The sequence below is a fragment of the Butyrivibrio sp. XPD2002 genome (assembly GCF_000423945.1).
Taxonomy (GTDB): domain Bacteria; phylum Bacillota; class Clostridia; order Lachnospirales; family Lachnospiraceae; genus Butyrivibrio.
This window is the reverse complement of record NZ_AUIY01000026.1, coordinates 38263-61314: the sequence shown is the minus strand read 5'-3', so window position 1 is coordinate 61314 and position 23052 is coordinate 38263. Positions and strand designations below refer to the sequence as shown.

Genomic DNA, 23052 nt, shown 5'->3' with positions numbered 1-23052 from the left:
GGCAACGATATATGAATCTAAAAGAATTGTCACTTGGACATTCAGCAGTAATAACAAAGGTAGGCGGGGAAGGTGCTCTAAGACAGCACTTTCTTGATATGGGAGTTATCCCGGGAGCTGAGATAACGGTAGTTAAGTACGCTCCTTTAGGGGACCCGATAGAGCTTCAGATACATGGCTATGAGCTGACTCTCAGATTGTCAGAAGCCGAGAAAATTGAAGTAAAAGAGATAGAAGAGAGACAAAATAAGCACGAGAGAATTACTCAGATAGACAGCTCTGAGCACCCGGGACTTGGTGAGGATGGCAGATATCACAATCCTACAGAGGGTGAAAAGCTCCCTGAAAATACAATTCTTACCTTTGCTCTTGTGGGAAATCAGAACTGTGGTAAGACAACACTTTTTAATAAACTGACAGGCGCCAATCAGCATGTGGGAAATTTCCCCGGAGTTACGGTGGACAGGAAGGATGGTCCAATCATAGATTATCCGTGGACGCTGGTGACAGACCTTCCGGGAATTTACTCCATGTCCCCTTACAGCAGTGAGGAGATTGTATCCAGGAATTTTGTAATAGAGGATAAGCCAAAAGCGATCATCAATATTGTTGATGCAATGAATATAGAACGAAACCTCTATCTTACGATGCAGCTTCTTGAGATGAACATTCCCATGGTTATTGCGCTTAACATGATGGATGAGGTGCGCGGGAATAATGGTTCCATCGATATCAATAAGATGGAAGCACTGCTGGGAGTTCCGGTAGTTCCGATTTCAGCGGCGAAAAATGAAGGCGTAGCAGAGCTTGTCCGTCACGCAATTCATATAGCAAGCTATCAGGAAAAGCCAATTCCGCAGGATTTTTGCCAGAAGACAGATCATGGTGGAGCAATCCACAGAGCAATTCATGCTGTTGAATCTATAATTGAGGATCACGCTGAAAGAGCTGATATACCCCTTAGATTTGCAACCACAAAGCTCATAGAGGGTGACAAACTTATCGCGGAAAAGCTTGGACTTGATGATAACGAAACAAAAACAATAGAGCATACCATTCTTCAGATGGAGAATGAGGGCGGAATGGACAGAAGTGCTGCCATTGCCGATATGCGCTATGACTTTATTGAGAGAGTCTGTGAGCAGACTGTTGTTAAGCCCACGGAGAGTAAGGAGCGAATCAGATCAGAGAAAATTGATAAGGTTCTTACAGGAAAGTGGACTGCGATACCCTTCTTCATAATTATAATGGGTATCACCTTTATACTTACCTTTAATGTAATAGGACCGTTTTTACAGGATATTCTGGCAGCAGGAATTGATATGTTAAAGGAAGCTGTGGATGGCTGGATGGTGAAGGAAGGCGTCAACATTGCCATACGGGAGCTGATTATAAAGGGTATTTTTGAAGGTGTCGGAAGTGTGGTAAGCTTCCTTCCCATAGTAGTGACCCTGTTCTTTTTCCTGTCGATCATGGAGGATAGCGGATATATTGCAAGAGTTGCGTTCTTTATGGATAAGCTTCTCAGAAGAATCGGACTATCGGGAAGAAGTATTGTGCCGCTGCTTATCGGCTTTGGCTGTACGGTACCTGCCGTAATGTCCACGAGAACTCTTCCTTCAAGACGAGACAGGAGAATGACAATCCTGCTTACACCCTTCATGAGCTGTACCGCGAAGGTTCCGATCTATGCCTTCTTCGTGAATGCATTTTTCCCGAGGCGCGGCGGACTTATTATGACAGGTCTGTATATTCTTGGAATTGTTGTTGGAATACTTGTGGCACTGGTTTATAAAAACACCTTCTTTAAGGGCGAGGCGGTTCCTTTCGTAATGGAGCTTCCAAATTACAGAATGCCCGGCTTTAAGAATGTTACACAGCTCCTTTGGGAAAAGGCGAAGGACTTCCTTACAAAGGCCTTCAGTATCATCTTCCTTGCTACGATCTGTGTATGGTTTTTGCAGAGCTTTGACATGCACCTTAACTTTATAAGTGATTCTTCCACCAGCATCATGGCAACAATATCAGGACTTCTCGTTCCTATATTTGTGCCCCTTGGACTTGGAGACTGGAGAGTAGTAACCTCACTTATAAGCGGCTTTATCGCAAAGGAGAGCGTTGTATCAACCATGGAGATTCTTTTTGCGGACGGCATTGAGAGCGCTCTTACAACAGTGACTGCCGCAACTCTGCTTGTATTTTCGCTCCTGTATACACCCTGCGTTGCAGCCATTGCCTCCATCAAGAGAGAGCTTGGAGCAAAATATGCGATCTGCGTTGTTTTGTGGCAGTGCGGTGTTGCATGGATAGTAGCGCTCGTTGTGAGATTTATCATGATCGCTTTAGGATAAATAATCTCAAAATGTGATGGTTATTTATTTCGCATAATCTCGTCTTTGTACTGCTTGGGAGATTTACCATACTCCTTAACAAAGGCACGATAAAAAACAGAATAATCGGAAAATCCGTAGCCTGAAGAAACTGCGGAGATATCCTGACCACTTAAAATAGCGTCGAGGCACATGCCAAGGCGCTTTTTTATTATGTATTTGTGGAGCGGTAGACCATTGGTCTTAGTAAAAAGGTGAGAGATATGGTACTTGCTAACATGGAATTTTTCTGAGAGCTCATCCAGGGAGAGATCCTCATCTATGTGTGTCTCGATATAGAGGATGATGCTGTGATACAGGGATTCGCTGTCGCTGTCATTCTGCGTGGGATTCTCTGATTCGTATACAGCCCTGTTTAGTGACAGCATGAAGTCGCTGACGGAGATGAGGATTTTCGCATCCCTTCCGAAGCGCTCGGAGTTTATTTCATCTATTAAGGAGAACACCTTTCCCTGCAGAGAGTTGAAGGCGATCTCTGTAAATTTGTGCATGAAAAATGTACCGGATTTCTTTGCTCTGTCAGCAAGAAAGCGGTAATCCTCAGATATACTTCCAAGAGTACCAAGAAAATCCTCGGTTACCCAGAAGACGAATCTCCTATAGGGGGATTCTCCGTTTGTAAGAGTGGCGTAGTGAGGCAATCCCGGAGGGATAACCATCATGGTTCCCGGAACCGGAACGAAGGTATTTTTATCTATATGCATTTTGATATCGCCCCCAAGGAAAAAGTAAAACTCATAGTAGTCATGAGTGTGGGACTTTACGTTGGGAAGGCTTCTGTCGCTGTAGTAGTAGATCTCGAAATCTCGCGACAGCATATATTGTCTTGTACTAAACTCAGTTTTTAAATTCTTTTTCATGGGCTAAAACTAACATACTATAGCAAAAAATGCAATGCATAAGGCAATCGTTACAATGGGAAAAAACAGCCCGAAACAGTAGTATTATTCACGGAATATAACATTCGCTGCAGATTTGTACTGCGGATAAAAATATAGAAGAGGAGATTTAAAAAAGGTATGTACGAAGAAATCAGAGAAAAGCTTGGAAAAATCGGTATTATTCCGGTTGTAGTTTTAGAGGATGCAAAGGATGCAAAGCCTCTTGGAGATGCTCTTATGAAGGGCGGTCTTCCGGCTGCTGAGGTTACCTTCAGAACTGATGCTGCTGAGGAGGCTATAAAGATTATGTCAAAGGAGTTCCCTGACATGCTGGTAGGCGCTGGAACAGTTCTTACCTGCGAGCAGGCTGACAGAGCTGTAGCAGCAGGCGCAAAGTTTATCGTTGCTCCCGGCTTTAATCCCACAGTAGTTAAGCACTGCATCGAGAAGGGATATCCCGTAGCACCCGGTGTTCAGACACCTTCAGAGATGGAGCAGGCTATGGAGCTTGGTCTTGATTTTGTTAAGTTCTTCCCCGCAGAGCCTGCAGGCGGACTTCCCATGATCAAGGCAGTTGCAGCACCCTACACAAATCTTACATTCATGCCCACAGGCGGTATCAATAAGGACAATGTAAGAGACTACCTTGGCTTTAAGAAAATAGTTGCCTGCGGCGGCACATGGATGGTTAAAAATGATCTCATCAAGTCCGGAGATTTTGCAAAGATCCGGGAGATGACAAGAGAAGCTGCAGAGATAGTAAAAGAGATTAGAGGTTAAAACTATGCTGAAATTAACTAACGAAGGAATTCAGGACAGAGCATCCTGGGAGAACAAAGGCTATAAGCTTCCCCAGTACGACAGGGAGAAGATGATCGAGGAGACAAAAAAGAATCCTGCATGGATTCATTTTGGAGCCGGCAATATTTTCAGAGCTTTTCAGGCAAATGTATGTGAGGAGCTTCTTAATAAAGGAGTTATAAGCACAGGTCTTATCGTTGCAGAGGGCTACGACTACGAAATAATCGAGAAGTACAACAGACCTTCAGATAACCTCAGCATTCTTGCTACACTTAAGGCTGATGGCACAGTTGAGAAGAAGGTTATCGGTTCAATCGCTGAGTCCTGCATTCTTGATGAGGACAATGAGAAGGAAATTGAGAGACTTAAGGAAATCTTCAGAGCACCTTCGCTTCAGATCGTAAGCTTTACGATCACAGAGAAGGGTTATAAGACCAGAAGCTACATGAACAAGGTGGTAGGCCTTCTTCTCGAAAGATATAACGCAGGCAAGCTCCCTGTTTCCGTAGTAAGCATGGATAACTGCTCACACAACGGAGATAAGCTTAAGGAAGCTGTAACAGAGATCGCAGCACAGTGGATTTCTGAAGGTAAGTGCGACAAGGGATTTCTTGATTATATAAATGATGAATCAAAGATGGCCTTTCCGCTTACAATGATCGACAAGATAACACCCCGTCCGGATGATACTGTAAAGCAGATGATAGTAGCTGATGGCGTTGAAAACGCTGAGCCTATCATTACTTCTAAGAATACCTACGTTGCAAACTTTGTAAACGCAGAGGAGACAGAGTACCTTGTGCTGGAGGATAAGTTCCCCAACGGCAGAGCGCCTTATGAAAAGGGCGGCTTCATTTTCACAGACAGAGAGACTGTTGATAAAACTGAGAGAATGAAGGTTTGCACCTGCCTCAATCCGCTTCATACCTGCCTTGCAATATTCGGATGCCTCCTTGGCTACACAACTATTCATGATGAAATGGATGACGAGGACTTAAAGAGAATCGTTACTATACTTGGAAAAGATGAGGGAATGAAGGTTGTTACAGATCCCAGGGTTCTTTCACCTGAGGAGTTCCTTGATGCAGTCCTCACAAAGAGACTTCCTAATCCATTCATGCCTGATACACCGCAGAGAATCGCCTGCGATACATCACAAAAGCTCCCTATCCGCTTTGGAGAGACTATAAAGGCCTACAGAAAGGACGCTAAGCTCAGCACAGATGATCTTAACGTAATTCCTGCAGTGATCGCCGGTTACCTTAGATATCTTCAGGGAACAGACGATGAAGGCAATGCCTTCGAGCAGAGTCCCGATCCGCTTCTTGATGAGCTTAAGGCACTTTCACCCGAAGAGGTTCTTAAGAGAACTGACGTATTCGGAGTGGACCTTTACGAGGATAACCTTGCAGACAGAGCACTTGTAATCTTCGAGAGAATGCAGGGCAAAGGAAATGTAAGAAGGGAACTTGAAAAGCTATGAAAAAATTCATGGATGAGAACTTTTTACTAAATAACGAAACTGCAATTTCACTTTTTAATAATGCAGCAAAGGATGAGCCTATTATAGATTTCCATAATCATTTAAATCCGAAGGAAATCTATGAGGATCAGTGCTTTGACAACATCGCGGATGTGTGGCTTTCAGGTGATCACTACAAGTGGAGAGCCATGAGAGCAAACGGAATCCCGGAGAGACTTGTAACCGGTGACGGAGAGCCCTTTGACAAGTTTATGGCCTGGGCAGATACAGTTCAGAATCTTATCGGGAACCCTCTGTATCACTGGACTCACATGGAGCTTCAAAGATACTTTGGAATAGATAAGCCCTTAAATCCTGAAACTGCCAAGGAAATCTGGGACAGCTGTAATGAGAAGCTTAGAACCCGCGAGTACTCAGTAAGAAATCTTCTCAGAATGCAGAAGGTCAGCGTTCTCTGCACAACGGATGATCCGGCAGATGACCTTATGTGGCATAAGAAGATAAAGGAGGACGGCTTTGAAATAAAGGTCCTTCCTTCCTTTAGACCGGAGAGAGCAATCGGTATTGAAAAGGCAGACTTTGCAGATTATATGAAAAAGCTCGCTGAGGCTTCAGAGACCGAAATCTGCGACGTGACTTCACTTCTTGAAGCACTGGATAAGAGACTTTCATATTTTGATGAGGTTGGCTGCAGAGTTTCTGATCATAGTCTTGAGAGCTGCTTCTATGTAAAGACAAGCCTTGAAGAGGTAGATGGGCTTTTTAAAGCCAAGCTTGGCGGAAAACAGCTCACTGAAGAAGAGTGCGGTAAGTTCAAAGGTTATATGCTCACAGAGCTTGCTAAAAAGTATCATAAACGCAACATGGTTATGCAGCTCCATATCGGCGCACTTAGAAGTAACTCAAAGAGAATGTTTGAGAAAATAGGACCTGACACCGGCTTTGATTCACTTAATGACTTTGATTATGCTCCTCAGCTATCAGCTCTTCTCAATGAGATCGACTACACGGATGAGATGCCAAGAACAATTCTGTATTGCCTTAATCCCAAGGATACAGAGATGCTTGCAGCTATGGCCGGTAACTTCAACAGCAACGACGAGGGCATAAAGGGCAAGGTTCAGCTTGGCGCAGCATGGTGGTTCTGCGATCACAAGAACGGCATGGAGAGACAGATCGATTCCATGGCGGACGTATCACTTATTTCAACCTCAGTGGGAATGCTTACAGATTCCAGAAGCTTTTTATCATTCCCAAGACACGAGCTCTACAGAAGAATTCTTTGTAATAAGGTAGGAGCATGGGTTGAAAACGGCGAATATCCCGCTGATAATAAATATCTGGAAGAGATGGTAAGAGGAATCTGCGGAAGAAACGCAGTTAAATACTTTGGATTTTAACAGCCTTCTCCCTAAGGGAGAAGGTGCCCCGTAGGGGCGGATGAGGGTATTAAAGGAGGATGAACATGAATTTAAATATAAAAGATAAGAAGGATTGCAAATATGATGCTGTATCACTTGGAGAGGTAATGCTACGTTTTGATCCCGGTGAAGGAAGAATCCGCACAGCAAGAGAATTTAAGGTATGGGAAGGCGGCGGAGAGTACAACGTTATCCGCGGCCTCAGAAGATGCTTTGGCATGACAACAGGCGTAATTACAGCCTTTGCTGATAATGAAGTAGGACACCTTGTAGAGGATTTCATTCTTCAGGGCGGTGTTGATACATCTATGATCTACTGGAAAAAGACAGACGGAATTGGTCGTGAATGCAGAAACGGTCTTAACTTTGTTGAGAGAGGCTTTGGAATAAGAGGCGCTCTTTCCTGCTCAGACAGAGCAAACACAGCTATTTCACAGGCTACTGATAAGGATTTTGATTTTGACAAGATCTTCGGTGAGATGGGCGTGAGATGGTTCCATACAGGCGGAATCTATGCAGCACTTTCCGAGCAGTCCGCTGAGACAGTTATCAAGGCTATTAAAACTGCTAAAAAGTACGGAACAATCGTATCCTACGACCTCAACTACAGAGCTTCCATGTGGTCTGCAATCGGCGGCCAGAAGAAGGCTCAGGAGGTTAACAAGGAGATCGCAAAGTACGTTGACGTAATGATCGGTAACGAGGAAGATTTCACCGCATGCCTTGGCTTTGAGATTGAAGGTAACGATGCAAATCTTAAGGAGCTTAATCTTGACGGCTACAAGAAGATGATTGATGAAGCTGCAAAGGTTTATCCTAACTTCAAGGTTGTTGCAACAACCCTTAGAACCGTTAAGACAGCTACAGTAAATGACTGGTCAGCTCTTTGCTGGGCAGATGGCCAGATCTACAAGGCTAAGGATTACAAGGGACTTGAGATTCTTGACCGTGTTGGAGGCGGAGACTCATTCGCTTCAGGTCTTGTTTACGGACTTATGACAACCGGTGATCCCGAAAAGGCTGTTAACTACGGAACTGCTCACGGAGCACTTGCCATGACAACTCCCGGTGATACTACAATGGCTACTGTTTCCGAGGTCGAAGCTATCATGGGAGGCGCCGGAGCCAGAGTTAAGCGCTAAAGTTACAAGTTTAATGGTATTTTAATACTCTTTTAATGGTACTTGATTCGCACCGATTATAGAATAAAGTTGTAAAGCTGTGTGCAAAAAACACTTGAAGGAGTAAGTGTTCTGGGCTAATAATATAGAGGTGATGCCATGCTGGACAAGTTTATTCTTATCGGGGCGACAACCCTGACATTAAGCGGAATTGTCGGTGCCATTCTTATAATTTCATGGCCGGATAAACCGGTAGATGGAACCTTTAAAGAAGTGATTAAGGGATTACATTTGAAATGGAAGATTCCGCTTTTGATAGAGATTTTACTTATTCTGGCATCGATTGTTTTATGCATTTTATCGCTGGTATTTTGGATAAAAGGCGGTAAAACCTTGTGACACTTTGAGGAGTAATAGTATGAGAGGAGTATTATTATAATGAGTAATTACAAGATTAATACCAAGTGCGTTCAGGGAGGGTACAGACCCGGTAACGGTGAACCCAGACAGATTCCCATTGTTCAGTCGACTACATTCAAATACGATACAAGTAGTGACATGGGAAAGCTTTTTGACCTGGAGGCTTCAGGATATTTCTATACCAGACTTCAGAATCCCACTAACGATTATGTAGCTGCAAAGATAGCTGAACTCGAGGGAGGAACAGCAGCAATGCTTACATCTTCCGGACAGGCAGCCAATTTTTTTGCGCTTTTTAATATCTGCGAAGCAGGTGACCATATAGTTTCATCAGCTTCAATCTATGGTGGTACTTTTAATCTCTTGGCTGTAACTATGGCTAAGATGGGAATCACAACAACCTTTGTTGCACCTGACTGCTCAGAGGAAGAGCTGAACGCTGCATTTAAAGAGAATACCAAGGCAGTATTCGGTGAGACCATCGCTAACCCTGCACTTACAGTTCTTGATATCGAGAAATTTGCAAAGGCTGCTCACGAGCACGGTGTACCGCTTATCGTTGATAACACATTCCCTACACCTGTTAACTGCAGACCTATAGAGTGGGGCGCTGATATCGTTACACATTCCACAACCAAATACATGGATGGTCATGGCGCTGCAGTAGGCGGAGCTATCGTTGATTCAGGTAACTTTGACTGGATGGCTCACGCTGACAAGTTCCCGGGACTTACACAGCCCGATGAATCCTATCACGGAATCGTCTATGCAGAAAAATTCGGAAAAGAGGGTGCATTCATTACAAAGGCAACCTCACAGCTTATGAGAGACTTGGGAAGCATTCAGTCTCCTCAGAACGCTTTCTATTTAAATCTCGGACTTGAGTCACTTCACGTTCGCATGCCCCGTCATGTTGAAAATGGTACAGCTGTGGCTGAGTTCCTTGAAAAGCATCCCAAGGTAGTTAAGGTTAATTACCCCGGATTAAAGAGCAATGCTTACTATGATACAGCTATGAAATACATGGGTAATGGTGGATGCGGAGTAGTATCCTTTGAAATAGAGGGCGGAAGAAAAGCCGCTGAAGAATTTATGGGCAAGTTAAAGCTCTGCGCAATTGAGACTCACGTTGCAGATGCCCGCACATGCTGCCTGAACCCTGCAACCTCAACACACCGTCAGATGACTGATGAGCAGCTTGAAGCAGCCGGAATCCCTGCAGGACTTATAAGAATATCCTGTGGTCTTGAGGATAAGGAAGATCTTATAGCAGATATTGAGCAGGCTCTCCTTTAAGCCCGCTCAATTATATGACCTAACACATGTACAGCATATAAGCTCATCGCAGCACGGCTCTGCTTAAGCTTATCTGTCAGTTCGAAATACAGAGTCTTATCACTATACTCTTTTTTGAAGACAGGAGTGAAAACGGAGTCCCACTGCACAAGGTACTGCCCGGGCTTTCTGGTATAGCAGGTAGCGGCGGTAGCCTGAACCCTGTGAGTCTTATCAACAAACTGTGCTACGGATTTATGAAGAGCCTGATCCTCTGAAGGAAGATAGTAATAATCCTTATAGTTGTTATAAAAATACTTGAGTTCAGCTTCGTAAAGCGGAATCCTTATGGTTGCGGAATCGCCTTCAGCCTTAAAGAAGCATCCGTCTGCTGAACCACCAATTGAAGAGGGAAGAACATCGGGAAGGGATACTTTCATAAGTATCTCTTCTTTTTGTTTGCCATCGATATCGTTATAATAATTGGCCTGAACCTTCATGGCACGGATAGGCAGATCGATAACTGCATCCGGATTCTCGTTGTCTGAGACCTCATCAATTGAGAAGCCTGTGCGGACCTGGGGAAACACAGGTGAATCTGTTTTGAAAATGATGACCTTCTGCTGAAGGATCATCCTGAAAAAGTCATGATAATAAAGTGCGGGGAGAAGAGAGAACATTCCGCGCACATCATCTGCATTGTGAAGGAGAAGAACTTCGTATTTTTCTTCATCGGGATCGATCAGGAAATCCTTGTATACCTTAATGAGCTCGCCGCCGGAGTAGATATCCTTGCGGTCGATGCCAAGAAACAGCTCCACGGTTTTCTGCTTGCAGTCAGGGATTCCAAGGAGATTTTTATATGGTGCAATACGCTTGTATATATCAATTGATTCCAACTTATCCAGAACGTTTTCAATATGGAATCTGTCACACTTAAACTGAATGAAGGGTATATCAAATCTGTTTCCGTTAAAATGTATCAGAACCTTATAATCCTTTGCAAAGGAGATGAAAGCTCTGACAATATCCTCCTCATCACCACGTCTGTCAGCAAAAAACTGCTTCAGATTCCAGGTGCCGTTTTTATAATAGGCGCAGCCTATGAGGTATATGGTGCTGTTTTTAGGAGAAAGCCCTGTGGTCTCGATATCAAGGAATAATATGTCTTCAGGACTGCCGGAAATTCTATCGATAGGATAGCCTTCTGTTGTGCAATTTATAATTTCATCTATTATTTTCATGGTGAAAATCCCCGCAAAATTAACAAAAATTTTTTGTAATCTCCAAACATTTTTATTTTAGCACATAAATAGTGAAAATAAATGAGGATTTTTCTTATAAAATCTGACTATTACATGAGAATTGTAGTATAATAATTGCAGTGATTTTATTCGTTTAGAATCATTATTCTTTGTTGGGGGGAAATTCTTATAATTAAATTCCATCTTTGAATAATCAGATTCTGACAAAAATATTGCCTCTAGGGCAGAAAAAAGGAAGGGTAGGAAATGGCTAAATTAACTTTTGTGGGGGGAGTTCATCCTTATGAAGGTAAAGAGCTTTCTAAGGATAAGCCCATCAAAGAAGTCCTGCCGAAGGGTGATCTCGTCTATCCGGTATCCCAGCATATCGGAGCACCTGCTAAGCCTATTGTAGAAAAGGGCGATCATGTGCTTGTCGGACAGAAGATTGCCGAAGCGGGAGGCTTCGTCTCAGCACCAATCTATGCAACGGTATCCGGAACAGTTAAGGGGATTGAAAAGAGAAGACTCGCAAATGGCGGCATGTGCGACTGCATAATTGTCGAAAATGACGGTCTTTACGAGGAAGGCGAAATGCTTCCGACCAAACCCCTGGAGGAGCTTACAACTCAGGAAAAGATCGATCTCATTAGAGAGGCCGGAGTTGTCGGAATGGGTGGAGCCGGTTTCCCTACCGCTGTCAAATTATCTCCTAAGGAACCTGAGAAAATTGAATATGTTATCGCAAACTGCTCAGAGTGTGAGCCTTATCTTACCAGCGACTATCGCCGTATGGTTGAGGAACCTGAGCTCCTTCTTAGTGGTCTTAGAATTGCGGTTTCATTGTTCCCCAATGCACGAGGAATTCTTGCAATAGAGGATAACAAGCCTGATTGTATTGCCAAGTTCCGCGAGCTCACAAAGGATGATGATAAGATCATGGTCAAGGCCCTTCAGACCAAATATCCTGAAGGCGCTGAGAGAATGCTTATTTATGCCTGCACTAAAAGAGAGATCAATTCTTCAATGCTTCCTGCAGATGCAGGCTGCATAGTTGATAACGTGGATACACTGTGTGCGGTATCAAGAGCTGTCACTGAGGGACGTCCCCTCATGGAGAGAATAGTTACTATCACAGGTGATGCGGTAGCTGATCCCCGTAACTATAAGGTAAGGATAGGAACAAACTACAGAGAACTTCTTGAGGATGCCGGCGGATTCGTTAAGGCTCCTGCCAAGATCATCTCAGGTGGACCTATGATGGGATTTGCCCTGTTTGATCTTGATGTTCCTACTACCAAGACTGCTTCAGCTCTTACATGTCTTACCGAGGACGCGGTATCTGCCATAGAGCCCAGTGCCTGCATCAACTGCGCAAAGTGCGTTGAGGTTTGTCCTGAGAGACTTATTCCTAAGAATCTTGCGGATGACGTTGAGAACGGACAGGAAGAGAAGTTCCTTGCAGAATATGGTATGGAGTGCTGCGAATGTGGTTGCTGCAGCTATATTTGTCCTGCAAGAAGACAGCTTACCCAGCTCATAAAGGGCATGCGTAAGATACAACTTGGAAAGAGGAAGAAGTAATAGAAAGGAAAAGACAATGAGCGATATGATGAAAGTTTCGTCAAATCCGCATGTTCGGTCCGGTGTGACAACCTCAAACATTATGATGTGGGTAGTCATCGCACTTCTTCCGGCTGCTGGATTTGGAATTTATAACTTCGGAATAGATGCACTGATAATACTTTTACTGTCTGTATTCTCAACTGTAGCTACCGAATTCTGCTATGAAAAGATACTTGATAAAAAGATAACCATAGGTGATTTTTCAGCGGTTGTCACAGGACTGCTTCTCGGAATGAACCTTCCCTGCACAGCTCCTTGGTGGCTTCCCATCATCGGCGGTATATTTGCAATTCTTGTTGTAAAGATGCTTTTTGGAGGTCTTGGACAGAACTTCATGAACCCGGCACTTGGCGCAAGATGCTTTTTGCTTATATCCTTCCCGGCACTTATGACCAACTTTGTTACCGATACATACACATCTGCAACTCCTCTGGCTGCTCTTAAGGCAGGAGAAGAGGTTTCAGTTATCGATATGATAATCGGTAAGATCCCCGGAACAATCGGTGAGACTTCAATGATCGCCATCGTGATCGGTGCTTGTATCCTGATCATGCTTGGAATCATCGATCTTAAGATCCCCGGAACATATATTGTTTCCTTCGTGATCTTCATAATCCTCTTTGGAGGACATGGCCTTAACGGTGCATACATTTCTGCACAACTTGCAGGTGGCGGACTTATGCTTGGTGCTTTCTTCATGGCAACGGATTATGTCACGAGTCCTATCACCACGAAGGGTAAATATATTTACGGTGTTTTCCTTGGAGTCCTGACCGGTATTTTCCGTGTGTTTGGTGTGTCCGCAGAGGGTGTATCCTATGCGATCATAATCGGCAATCTTATCGTTCCGCTTATTGAGAAGTACACAATCCCGAGAGCGTTCGGTATCAGACCCGTAGAAAAGAAGGAGGAGAAGAAAGCATGACAGATGTAAAGACAATGCTGAAAAATGCACTCATCCTTTTCATTATCACTCTTGTAGCAGGTGTCTCACTTGGATTTGTTTATCAGGTTACAAAGGAGCCCATTGCCTACCAGGAGGAGCTTGCTCAGATCAAGGCTAATCAGGCAGTATTCCCTGATGCAGCTGATTTTGAAGATGTAGAGCTTGACACTGACAAGGCTGCTTCAGTTCTTAGCGGCGCAGACTACAGCAAGATTGAGATCAACAGTGTTAAAAAGGCAGTTGACGGATCCGGCAACGGACTTGGATATGTTGTTCAGGTTACCAGCGGTGGATATGGTGACAAGATCGTATTTACAGTTGGTATTACAAACGATTCACAGGTCAACGGAATTTCTCTTATTTCCATTAACGAGACTCCCGGACTTGGAATGAATGCAGAGAAGGTTCTGGTGCCTCAGTTTGCAGGAAAACCGGCTGCTCAGTTTTCAGTAACTAAAAATGCTGCTTCCTCTGACAGTAAGATAGAGGCTATTTCCGGCGCTACCATCACTTCAAAGGCAGTTACTTTTGGCGTTAATGCGGCTGTAGCTTATTTCCAGGCTGCGCTTAACGGTTAAGGAGGTGTTCAGATGAGTGAAGAGAATAAAGGAGCTTTAGGCTTCAAACAGGACACCCCTATGGAGCGTTTCCTGAATGGACTTATAGTAGAGAACCCGACACTGGTTCTTATGATCGGTATGTGTCCTACACTGGCGGTTACAACCTCTGCTATTAACGGTGTCACAATGGGACTTGCAACAACCTTCGTTCTGGCACTTAGTAATGCGGTTATTTCACTTCTCAGAAAAGTGATTCCGGATACAGTTCGTATCCCTGCATTTATTGTAGTTATCGCATCCTTCGTTACATTGGTTCAGCTTGTTATGCAGGCTTATGTACCTGTTATGTATCAGGCACTTGGCGTTTATATTCCGCTTATAGTTGTTAACTGTATCATCTTCGGAAGAGCCGAGGCTTATGCATCCAAGCATGAAATTGTTCCTTCCTTCTTTGATGGAATAGGAATGGGACTTGGCTTTACCTGCGCGATTACTGTCATCGGACTTTTCCGTGAGCTTATCGGCGGCGGCACAATGTTTGATGTTCAGGTATTCGGAGAGGGGTCGGTTGTTCCCGGACCGGTTGGTTACTTCTTTAGCCAGTATCAGCCTATTCGTATTTTCATTCAGCAGGCCGGTGCGTTTATCGTACTTGCAGTTCTGATAGCTATTATGAATCAGGTTAAGTTCAATATGGAAAAGAAGGGCAAGGATACTTCCAAGTTCGGTGTTGGCGGATGCTGCAGCGACATTGAGATCAAGGATCCCAAGAAGGTTAAGGAAGAACTTCTTGCAAAGGAAAGAGCAGAGAAGGCACAGATCGGCGTAAAGCAGGAGCAGATTAAGCCTTCAGATATCAAGGTTCCTGAGAAAGAGCCGGTTAAAGTAGGAGAGGAGGATAAGAAATGACAGATACAATAGTAGGACTTTTGTCCATCATGATTACAGCCTCTCTTGTAAATAACGTAGTCCTTAGTCAGTTCCTTGGACTGTGTCCCTTCCTTGGAGTTTCAAGAAAGACAGAGACGGCTTTCGGAATGGGTATGGCGTGCGTATTCGTTATATCCCTTGCATCACTTGTTACGAATGCAATTTACAAGTTTATACTTTCACCACTTGATTTATCATTCCTTCAGACCATCGTCTTCATCATGGTCATTGCGATGCTGGTTCAGTTCGTAGAGATGTTCTTAAAGAAGTTTGTTGTATCACTTTATCAGTCACTGGGTGTTTACCTTCCCCTCATCACAACAAACTGCGCAGTTCTCGGTGTTGCACTCAACAACGTAACTGATGGCTACAGCCTTTTACAGAGCACGATCTGCGGCTTTGCTACTGCAGTAGGTTTTACGATCGCAATAGTAATTCTTGCCGGAATCCGTGAGAAGATTCAGTTTAACGACATTCCCAAGCCCTTCAAGGGAATGCCCACTGTACTTCTTGCTTCAGCACTTATGGCAATTGCATTTACAGGATTTTCTGCACTAAGATAAAGGAGACAATTATGATTAGTGGTGTACTCATTGCTACGGCAGTAGTAGCCGGTGTCGGTATTCTTATAGGAATAATCCTTGGTGTTGCCGACATGAAGCTGCACGTAGATGTAGATGAGAAAGAACAGGCTATTTTAGAAGCACTTCCCGGTAATAACTGCGGTGGATGCGGATTCCCGGGATGCTCAGGATGTGCTGCCGCCATTGCAAAGGGCGAGGCTCCGGTTTCACAGTGTCCGGTAGGCGGACCGCCTGTAGCTGCTGTAATATCAGGTATTATGGGAGTTGACGCAGGTGATGCAAAGCGTATGGTTGCATACGTTCACTGCGGCGGTGACTGTGAGAAGGCAACACAGAGATATGAATACTACGGCGCTGACGACTGTCGCGTTATCAATCAGGTGCCCGGTTCAGGTCCCAAGACCTGTACCTTCGGCTGCCTCGGCGGCGGAACCTGTGTAAGTGTATGTCAGTTTGATGCAATTCATATTGTTAACGGTATTGCAGTAGTTGATAAGGAAGCATGTAAGGCATGCGGACAGTGCGTAAACATCTGTCCACGCCATCTGATCGATCTTATTCCTTACGACGCTGCAGAGTCCGTTCGCTGTAAGTCTAATGATGCCGGACAGGCTGTTAACAAGTACTGTAAGGTTGGCTGTATCGCATGCCACATCTGCGAGAAGAACTGTCCTGCAGGTGCTATCACAGTAGAGAACAATGTAGCAACAATAGATCAGGAAAAGTGCACGCACTGCGGCTTATGCGCAGAGAAGTGTCCGAAGAAGGCAATCGAAGTATTGTAAGATTTTAGCCCCGAGTTTTCTCGGGGCTTTTTTTATGTGAATATGATAAACTATCAGTAGTGTGTTTTAAAATTATGAGGAGAGGTGAAAAAAGTGGAGAATATGGAGAACATTGAAAATAAGAAGCTTCGCTTAGAAATTATTGATGTTATCAGGGGAATTACGATCATCAGTATGATACTTTATCATTTTTGCTGGGATTTAAAATATTTAAAGGGCTTTAATATGCCCTGGTACGACACCCTTGGTTCGTACATATGGCAACAGAGTATCTGCTGGTGCTTTATATTTATAGCGGGCTTTTGCGTTCATTTGGCCAGGAACCCCATTAGGAACGGAGCGATTGTACTTCTTTGCGGTGTGATAATAACTGCAGTAACTGAGCTCCTTATCCCGGATGCTGTTGTGTATTATGGAGTCCTGACTTTTCTTGGATCAGCCATGATACTTGTGGGCTTACTTAAGAAGATACCGTTAAAGCTTGATGCCTTCTGGTGCTTTATAATAAGTATACTTTTGTTCTGCATTACAAAGCCCATAAACAGCAGAATGCTCAATCTCTTTGTCACAAAGATAAATCTTCCCGATTCGCTATATGTGACAAACGGGTACTATGGAGTTGGCAATTCAATTCTGACATATCTTGGTTTTATGCAGGATGAGTTTTATTCCACAGATTATTTTTCGCTGATGCCGTGGATATTCCTGTTTTTGGCGGGCTTTTACGGATATGGTGTTGGGAAGAGACGCTTTGATAACGGACTTTTTCATATAAACATCAAGCCCCTTGCATTTATAGGAAGACATTCTCTTCTTATATATATGCTGCATCAGCCTGTGCTGTATGGGATTTCAATGCTTATAAAGTAATAAAAAGCTGAAATTATGAGGATTTAGTACAGTATGGTTTTTTACGGAAACTTTTTATGGTACAATCATTAGCTGTACGCATTTACAGAAATATTTATTACCGGAGGGAACGTATGAAGAAAAAAGTTAATTTGGGGGTTGTTATTGCAGCAGTATTTATCACCGTTTTTGCAGTGTTACTTGCGCTGTTTATCTATATGCTTAATACATCGAACAAGCTCAGGGAATTCAAGGTTGATATGTTTGTTCTTTGTAATGAAGCGGATCTTTGCGTAAGGGACAGTGATGAGGGCAAAATCAGAATAGACAGTGATAATCTTAGCGCTTTGAATTCCATTATTTATGGTACAAGAGGCTACTTTACATTAGGTACTCCCAAGACAAGCGAAGAGATTACTCTTGATTTTGACCATCAGGATGATAAATGGAATATGACTATTGCCAGAGCCGGTGAGAACAGACTTATGATCGACCTTGAGGGACCCAGGAAATATAAGGTTTATATCAAGGACAATAAGAAGTTCGAAGAAATCAAGAAATGTGTTTCAAAAGATGGCTATCATACTGCAAATAAGCTTATAGGAAGTAAACAGTAACAACCATAGTGTGGATTTTTTCACACTCAAATTTCAAAGTAAAGAGGAGATTTTAATGAGAAAAACAAAAATCGTTTGTACAATTGGTCCTGCAAGTGAATCAGAGGAGATGATCGCAGCCCTTTGCAAGGCTGGAATGAACGTTGCCAGACTCAACTTTTCACACGGAGACCATGAAGAGCAGCTCGCCAGGATTAAGAGAATCAAGAAGATAAGAAAAGAGCTTGGACTTCCCATCGCTATCCTTCTTGATACAAAGGGACCTGAGTATCGTATCGGTACCTTTAAGAACGGTAAGGTTAATCTTGAAGCCGGAAAGAAGTTCACCTTTACTACAGAGGATATAAAGGGTGACGACACAATCGTATCAGTAAGCTACAAGAATCTTGCCAAGGAGCTCTACAAGGGCGACAGAATCCTTTTGAACAATGCTCTTTTAGAGTTCAAAGTAACAAGTACAGACGGCACCAGAATCGAGACTGAGATAGTAACAGGCGGTGAGCTTTCTGATAAGAAGAGCATGAGCTTCCCCGGAAAGCACATCAAGCAGGTTTACCTCTCAGAGCAGGATAAGTCTGATATTCTTTTCGGTGTTGAGAATGATGTTGATTTCATTGCATGCTCCTTTGTATCAGTTAAGCAGGATCTCGTTGATGTTCACGAGTTCCTTAAGACTCATAACGGCAATGATAAGGTTCAGCTTATTGCGAAGATTGAGAACCAGTCAGGTTATGAAAATATTGAAGATATCTGCACAGAGTGTGACGGTATCATGGTTGCCCGTGGTGACATGGGTGTAGAGGTTCCCTTCGAGCAGCTTCCTGCTATCCAGAAGGATCTTATCACCAAGTGCCGTATGCTTGGTAAGCGTGTAATCACTGCAACAGAGATGCTTGAGTCCATGATACACAATCCGAGACCTACAAGAGCTGAGACTTCAGACGTAGCAAACGCTGTATATGACGGAACAAGTGCTATCATGCTTTCAGGTGAGACTGCTGCAGGCGCATATCCTGTACAGGCTGTTGAGACAATGGCTAAGATCGCAGAGACTACTGAGCAGAACATTCACTACAACAAGCGCTTCTACAACTATGACTTCATTATAAAAAATGACGTGGATGCTATATCACACGCTACCTGTGGAATGGCTATCGACCTTGATGCTAAGGCAATCGTAGCCTGCACACTTTCAGGTCGTACAGCAAGAATGGTTTCAAGATTCCGTTCACCTGTAGATATCATCGGTCTTACTACCAATGAGAAGACCTGGAGATGGCTCTCACTTTCATGGGCAGTTACTCCCAAGATGTGTGATGTATTCCCATCTACAGACGTTCTGTTCTACAGCGCCAAGAAGGTAGCAATCGAAACCTTTGATCTCAAGGAAGGTGATAAGATTGTTATAACAGGTGGTGTTACAAACGGTGAGTCAGGTAATACAAACCTTATCAAGATCGAGGATGTTTAATACATTCATAAATTTATCAGGGGGACTATTTTATGAAAAAGAAATTGCTTGCAGGTCTGCTTCTTAGCACGGCACTTGTTGCCTGCGCCTGCGGAAGTAAGGTTCCGGGTGAGACAGTGACAGAACCTGCTGCAGAGGAAGCTGACAAGGACTGGACAGAAGAAGTTAAGGCAGATGAGAGTACAGAAGAAATCGCTGACACTTCTGCAGAAGCTGAGCCTGAAACCGAAGAAAACCAGGATACAGAAGAAACTCAGGAAGCAGAGCCTGAAGAAACTACTGAAGCTGAAGAGAATACCGCTGATGATCCTGCTGGGGACATAGAGAAATCACCTATGGCTTTATGGGCATACGAGGGATATGTGGACGAATGCCGTGAATACTATTGGGTATCAGATTTTGTGGATCAGGATTATGACGGCGATGGTACAACTGACAGGGTAAACAGGACTTATCATGAGGAAGACCAGAAGGCTGATTATGTTATCGAGTTTGGTAACGGTAATAAGCTTGAGATCGACGGTGTTTGGGAGACAGGCTTTCCGCATATTCAGATGGACGACTTAAATGGGGATGGAGAGAAGGATTTATTATTTACTCTTTCCTATGATACCAGTACTGATCCCCTTGCCTTTGGCAATATGCTCATATATGAATATGACAGCGCTGCTAAAAGCTATAATCAGGCACAGCTCCCCTTTGATAAGTCAGAGGATGAAGAGGTCGGTGGATGTGCACTTTTAGTGGACTTCGAGGCTCCTACTGATAATGGTGATATAGCTTTTCAGGTTAAGAAGACCGGCTACTCTGGCACCGTACAGGCAGGCTCTGACTATGTATCTTCCTTCTGGACTAATGATGCAGCCAGTGAGAATCGAAACGTATATGAAGCCTCAATCGAGGATCATAATGGCCAGAAAGCTGTGCATTGTAATATGGAGCTTCTTCATAAGCTTGGTGCGGTAATAAACTTTTATCTGGTTTATGAAAACGGAGAGTATGTCATAAAGGATATGGGAAGTGACGATGAGCTCATTCAGGGTGAAATGAAGGATATGTCTGCTACAGACCCGGTTGCTCCGGCTGCTCCTTCTGAAACACCTAAGACCGGTGGTCATGTTGTTGTAATAGACCCCGGACACCAGGCCAAAGGAATGTCTGAAAAGGAGCCCAACGGTCCTGGTTCTTCCGAGATGAAGGCTAAGGTAACCAGCGGAACATCAGGTAAGACCTCAGGACTTGCTGAATATCAGTTGACACTTACAATAGGTCTTAAGCTTCGCGATGAGCTCCAGAACAGAGGCTACACGGTAATAATGACAAGGGAAACCCATGATGTCAGCTTAAGTAATGTAGACCGTGCTCAGATAGCCAATAATGCAGGAGCAGAGGCCTTTATCAGAATTCATGCTAACGGAGCTGATGATACCTCGGTTAATGGTGCCATGACACTATGCCAGACACCATCTAATCCTTACAATGCAGCGTTCTATCCCCAGTCTAGAAAGCTTTCTGACTGTGTGCTTGATGCCTATGTGGCAGCTACAGGCTTTAAGAAGCGCTCTGTATGGGAGACAGATACCATGACAGGAATCAACTGGGCAAACGTACCTTCAACCATCATTGAGATGGGCTATATGTCCAATCCTACAGATGATGCCAATATGGCAAATGAAGCTATGCAGCAGCAGATGGTAATCGGAATTGCCAATGGTATAGATAATTACTTTGCCCAGTAAGGCTATTTAAATACAAACTACGGAAAAGCAGATTGACCGTGATATATCGAACAGTTTTTATAAATGTGTTCGATATGTCTCGGTCAATTTTTGTTTATGTGTTCATTAAGCCGTAAAGCCTATGGAATGAGGGAACCAATTATGATAACTTCGTTGTTGTTAACAGGAACCACTTACATGAGGGGAAACTAATAAGGATTCCTAGAGGAGGAGATTATGAAAAAGACCTATCCGCTTACGGCAGCCCAGAACATGCATTACAGATGGATAAAGGAGTACGGCACTCAGCAGGTGTCAGGCCTCAGTATAGTTGCTGCACTTAAAGCAGAGCTCGACTTCGGACTTCTGAAAAAATGCATTGAACTGGAAATGGAAAGATATGGCTGCATGAGAGTCCGCTTTACAAAGGCAGATAAGGATGGAAATGTTCAGCAGTATCTTGTGGAAAAGGATCACAGAGATATTCCCATAAAGGACTTAACGGGAATGAGCATGAAGGAAGCAGATGACCTTATGCAGAGCTGGGCATATCAGACCTTTGATGGAGATGACATCCCGATGTGCGACGTGTATATGATGAAGCTTCCTGAAGGCTACAGGGGATTTTTCATACACATGGATCACAGACTTATTGATTCCTGCGGAGTTGTGGTGATGACAAACGACATCATGTCGCTCTATACACATTACAAATTCGGAGCAGCCTATCCGGCAGACCTTGCTGACTTTGAGACTGTGCTTGAATCTGACCTGAAAAAAGCAGGTAATGAGAAGCGATTCCTAAAGGATAAAAAGTTCTGGGATGATCAGCTTGATGCCTATGGCGAACCCTTATATTCAGATATTCAGGGGCCTTCTGTTTTAAATGATTCCCGAAAAAAGCATAAGAATAAAAAGCTAAGGAGTGCAGACATCGAGCGAAAGAAACTTTTCGTAGCAGTAAAGGACTATAAGCTTGAGGCTGAGCCCACAAAGAGACTCATCGATTTTTGCATGAACCATGGAATATCGATGACAAATCTGCTTCTTCTTGGAATAAGGACCTACCTGTCCAAGCAGAACGATGGTCAGGAGGACATCTCCATTCAGAACTTTATATCAAGAAGGTCCACGAAGGACGAGTGGACATCAGGTGGAAGCAGAACGATCATGTTCCCCTGCAGAACCGTTATAAGCGGGGATACAGATTTTATGTCAGCGGTCTATGAAATTCAGAACGTGCAGAACAGAATATATATGCACAGCAATTACGATCCGGCACTTATCTATGAGGAAATAAAAAAGCGCTACAACACGCCGGAGGATACGACCTATGAAAGCTGCTACCTGACCTACCAGCCAATGCCGGTAAAGATGGACAACCCTTTCCTTAAGAATATTCCAATGCATGCCAAGTGGTTTGCAAACGGAGCAGCTACAAAGAAGATGTACCTCACGGTGTCCCACACGGAGGATGGAGGCATGAACTTTTCATACCATTATCAGACAGTGCAGCTTACCGAGAAGGATGTGGAGCTTATGAACTATTACCTCATGAGGATTCTCTTTAGAGGAATTGAGCAGCCTGACATGACAGTGGGCGAGATAATGGAAGCCGTATAAAGCATATTTTTAATACATATATTCAGAACCAGTAAAAGACAAATTTGAGGAGGAGATATTTATGAGTAGAGAAATGAAATTCAAAGAAATCATCGCACAGTACTGTGAGGTAGCACCTAAGGATATGAAGGATGCACTCAGATTCCGTGAGGACCTGGGCTTTAGCTCCCTTGACTTCATGTCATTTCTTGGAGAGCTTGAGGATGAGTTTGACGTAGAGCTTGAGCAGGAAAAGGTGGTTCAGATTCACACTATCGGGGAAGCGATGGATCTTCTTAATGATGTAGAAGTTGCGTAAATATATACG

General features: G+C 43.7%; 21 protein-coding genes. 19 read left to right on the top strand and 2 right to left on the bottom strand.

Annotated elements, in window-relative coordinates; translation table 11 throughout:
• The first annotated feature begins 11 nt into the window (after positions 1-11).
• Positions 12-2351: a ferrous iron transport protein B gene (gene feoB / locus G587_RS0113350; RefSeq protein WP_026492666.1), complete on the top strand. Its 2340-nt coding sequence runs from the start codon at positions 12-14 to the stop codon at positions 2349-2351.
• A 20-nt stretch (positions 2352-2371) separates the two neighbouring features.
• Here the strand turns inward: feoB and G587_RS0113345 are convergent, their stop codons facing one another.
• Positions 2372-3250 carry a helix-turn-helix domain-containing protein gene (locus tag G587_RS0113345; RefSeq protein WP_026492665.1) on the bottom strand — a complete coding sequence of 293 codons (879 nt, stop codon included), beginning with the start codon at positions 3248-3250 and terminating at the stop codon, positions 2372-2374.
• A 159-nt stretch (positions 3251-3409) separates the two neighbouring features.
• On the opposite strand from G587_RS0113345, the gene G587_RS0113340 reads away from it, so the two are divergent.
• The 6 genes from G587_RS0113340 (at position 3410) to G587_RS0113315 (ending at position 9813) form a co-directional block, all read left to right on the top strand.
• Positions 3410-4051, top strand: a complete 642-nt coding sequence (locus G587_RS0113340) for a bifunctional 4-hydroxy-2-oxoglutarate aldolase/2-dehydro-3-deoxy-phosphogluconate aldolase (protein ID WP_026492664.1) — start codon at positions 3410-3412, stop codon at positions 4049-4051.
• 7 nt (positions 4052-4058) lie between these two features.
• The gene (locus tag G587_RS0113335) at positions 4059-5555 is read left to right on the top strand and encodes a mannitol dehydrogenase family protein (RefSeq protein WP_026492663.1); all 1497 of its coding nucleotides are present in this window, start codon (positions 4059-4061) and stop codon (positions 5553-5555) included.
• On the top strand, positions 5552-6955 hold the full coding sequence (gene uxaC, locus G587_RS0113330) for a glucuronate isomerase (protein ID WP_026492662.1): 1404 nt from the start codon (positions 5552-5554) through the stop codon (positions 6953-6955). The genes G587_RS0113335 and uxaC overlap by 4 nt, the downstream gene beginning before the upstream one ends.
• A gap of 65 nt (positions 6956-7020) precedes the next feature.
• Positions 7021-8118: a sugar kinase gene (locus tag G587_RS0113325; protein WP_026492661.1), complete on the top strand. Its 1098-nt coding sequence runs from the start codon at positions 7021-7023 to the stop codon at positions 8116-8118.
• Between the two features lie 138 nt (positions 8119-8256).
• Positions 8257-8496: a hypothetical protein gene (locus G587_RS0113320; RefSeq protein ID WP_026492660.1), complete on the top strand. Its 240-nt coding sequence runs from the start codon at positions 8257-8259 to the stop codon at positions 8494-8496.
• Between the two features lie 39 nt (positions 8497-8535).
• Positions 8536-9813, top strand: a complete 1278-nt coding sequence (locus G587_RS0113315; protein ID WP_026492659.1) for an O-acetylhomoserine aminocarboxypropyltransferase/cysteine synthase family protein — start codon at positions 8536-8538, stop codon at positions 9811-9813.
• Here the strand turns inward: G587_RS0113315 and G587_RS0113310 are convergent.
• Positions 9810-11036, bottom strand: coding sequence for a ribonuclease H-like domain-containing protein (locus G587_RS0113310; protein ID WP_026492658.1), 1227 nt, complete (start codon positions 11034-11036; stop codon positions 9810-9812). The two genes, G587_RS0113315 and G587_RS0113310, sit on opposite strands and share 4 nt — an antisense overlap.
• Before the next feature lie 267 nt (positions 11037-11303).
• On the opposite strand from G587_RS0113310, the gene rsxC reads away from it, so the two are divergent.
• The 12 genes from rsxC to G587_RS0113250 all read left to right on the top strand — a co-directional run bounded on the left by rsxC (position 11304) and on the right by G587_RS0113250 (position 23043).
• The gene (gene rsxC / locus G587_RS0113305; protein WP_026492657.1) at positions 11304-12620 is read left to right on the top strand and encodes an electron transport complex subunit RsxC; all 1317 of its coding nucleotides are present in this window, start codon (positions 11304-11306) and stop codon (positions 12618-12620) included.
• 16 nt (positions 12621-12636) lie between these two features.
• Positions 12637-13587 carry an RnfABCDGE type electron transport complex subunit D gene (locus G587_RS0113300; RefSeq protein WP_026492656.1) on the top strand — a complete coding sequence of 317 codons (951 nt, stop codon included), beginning with the start codon at positions 12637-12639 and terminating at the stop codon, positions 13585-13587.
• Positions 13584-14186, top strand: coding sequence for an RnfABCDGE type electron transport complex subunit G (locus G587_RS0113295; protein WP_026492655.1), 603 nt, complete (start codon positions 13584-13586; stop codon positions 14184-14186). Before G587_RS0113300 ends, G587_RS0113295 begins: the two co-directional genes overlap by 4 nt.
• Before the next feature lie 12 nt (positions 14187-14198).
• Complete coding sequence (locus G587_RS22780; RefSeq protein WP_330364481.1) at positions 14199-15077, top strand: electron transport complex subunit E; 879 nt, start codon at positions 14199-14201, stop codon at positions 15075-15077.
• Complete coding sequence (locus tag G587_RS0113285) at positions 15074-15661, top strand: RnfABCDGE type electron transport complex subunit A (protein WP_026492654.1); 588 nt, start codon at positions 15074-15076, stop codon at positions 15659-15661. Before G587_RS22780 ends, G587_RS0113285 begins: the two co-directional genes overlap by 4 nt.
• Before the next feature lie 11 nt (positions 15662-15672).
• Positions 15673-16467 (top strand): RnfABCDGE type electron transport complex subunit B, encoded by a 795-nt coding sequence (locus tag G587_RS0113280; protein WP_330364480.1) that lies wholly within the window; start codon positions 15673-15675, stop codon positions 16465-16467.
• A gap of 102 nt (positions 16468-16569) precedes the next feature.
• Complete coding sequence (locus G587_RS0113275; protein WP_035786727.1) at positions 16570-17337, top strand: heparan-alpha-glucosaminide N-acetyltransferase; 768 nt, start codon at positions 16570-16572, stop codon at positions 17335-17337.
• 113 nt (positions 17338-17450) lie between these two features.
• On the top strand, positions 17451-17933 hold the full coding sequence (locus tag G587_RS0113270; protein WP_026492651.1) for a hypothetical protein: 483 nt from the start codon (positions 17451-17453) through the stop codon (positions 17931-17933).
• Between the two features lie 55 nt (positions 17934-17988).
• Entirely contained in the window at positions 17989-19404 is a 1416-nt protein-coding gene (gene pyk / locus G587_RS0113265; protein ID WP_026492650.1) for a pyruvate kinase, read from the top strand.
• Positions 19405-19436: 32 nt separating this feature from the next.
• Positions 19437-21143: an N-acetylmuramoyl-L-alanine amidase family protein gene (locus tag G587_RS26280; protein ID WP_051201035.1), complete on the top strand. Its 1707-nt coding sequence runs from the start codon at positions 19437-19439 to the stop codon at positions 21141-21143.
• Positions 21144-21359: 216 nt separating this feature from the next.
• The gene (locus G587_RS0113255; protein WP_026492649.1) at positions 21360-22745 is read left to right on the top strand and encodes a condensation domain-containing protein; all 1386 of its coding nucleotides are present in this window, start codon (positions 21360-21362) and stop codon (positions 22743-22745) included.
• 61 nt (positions 22746-22806) lie between these two features.
• Entirely contained in the window at positions 22807-23043 is a 237-nt protein-coding gene (locus G587_RS0113250; protein WP_026492648.1) for an acyl carrier protein, read from the top strand.
• The last annotated feature ends 9 nt before the right edge of the window (positions 23044-23052 follow it).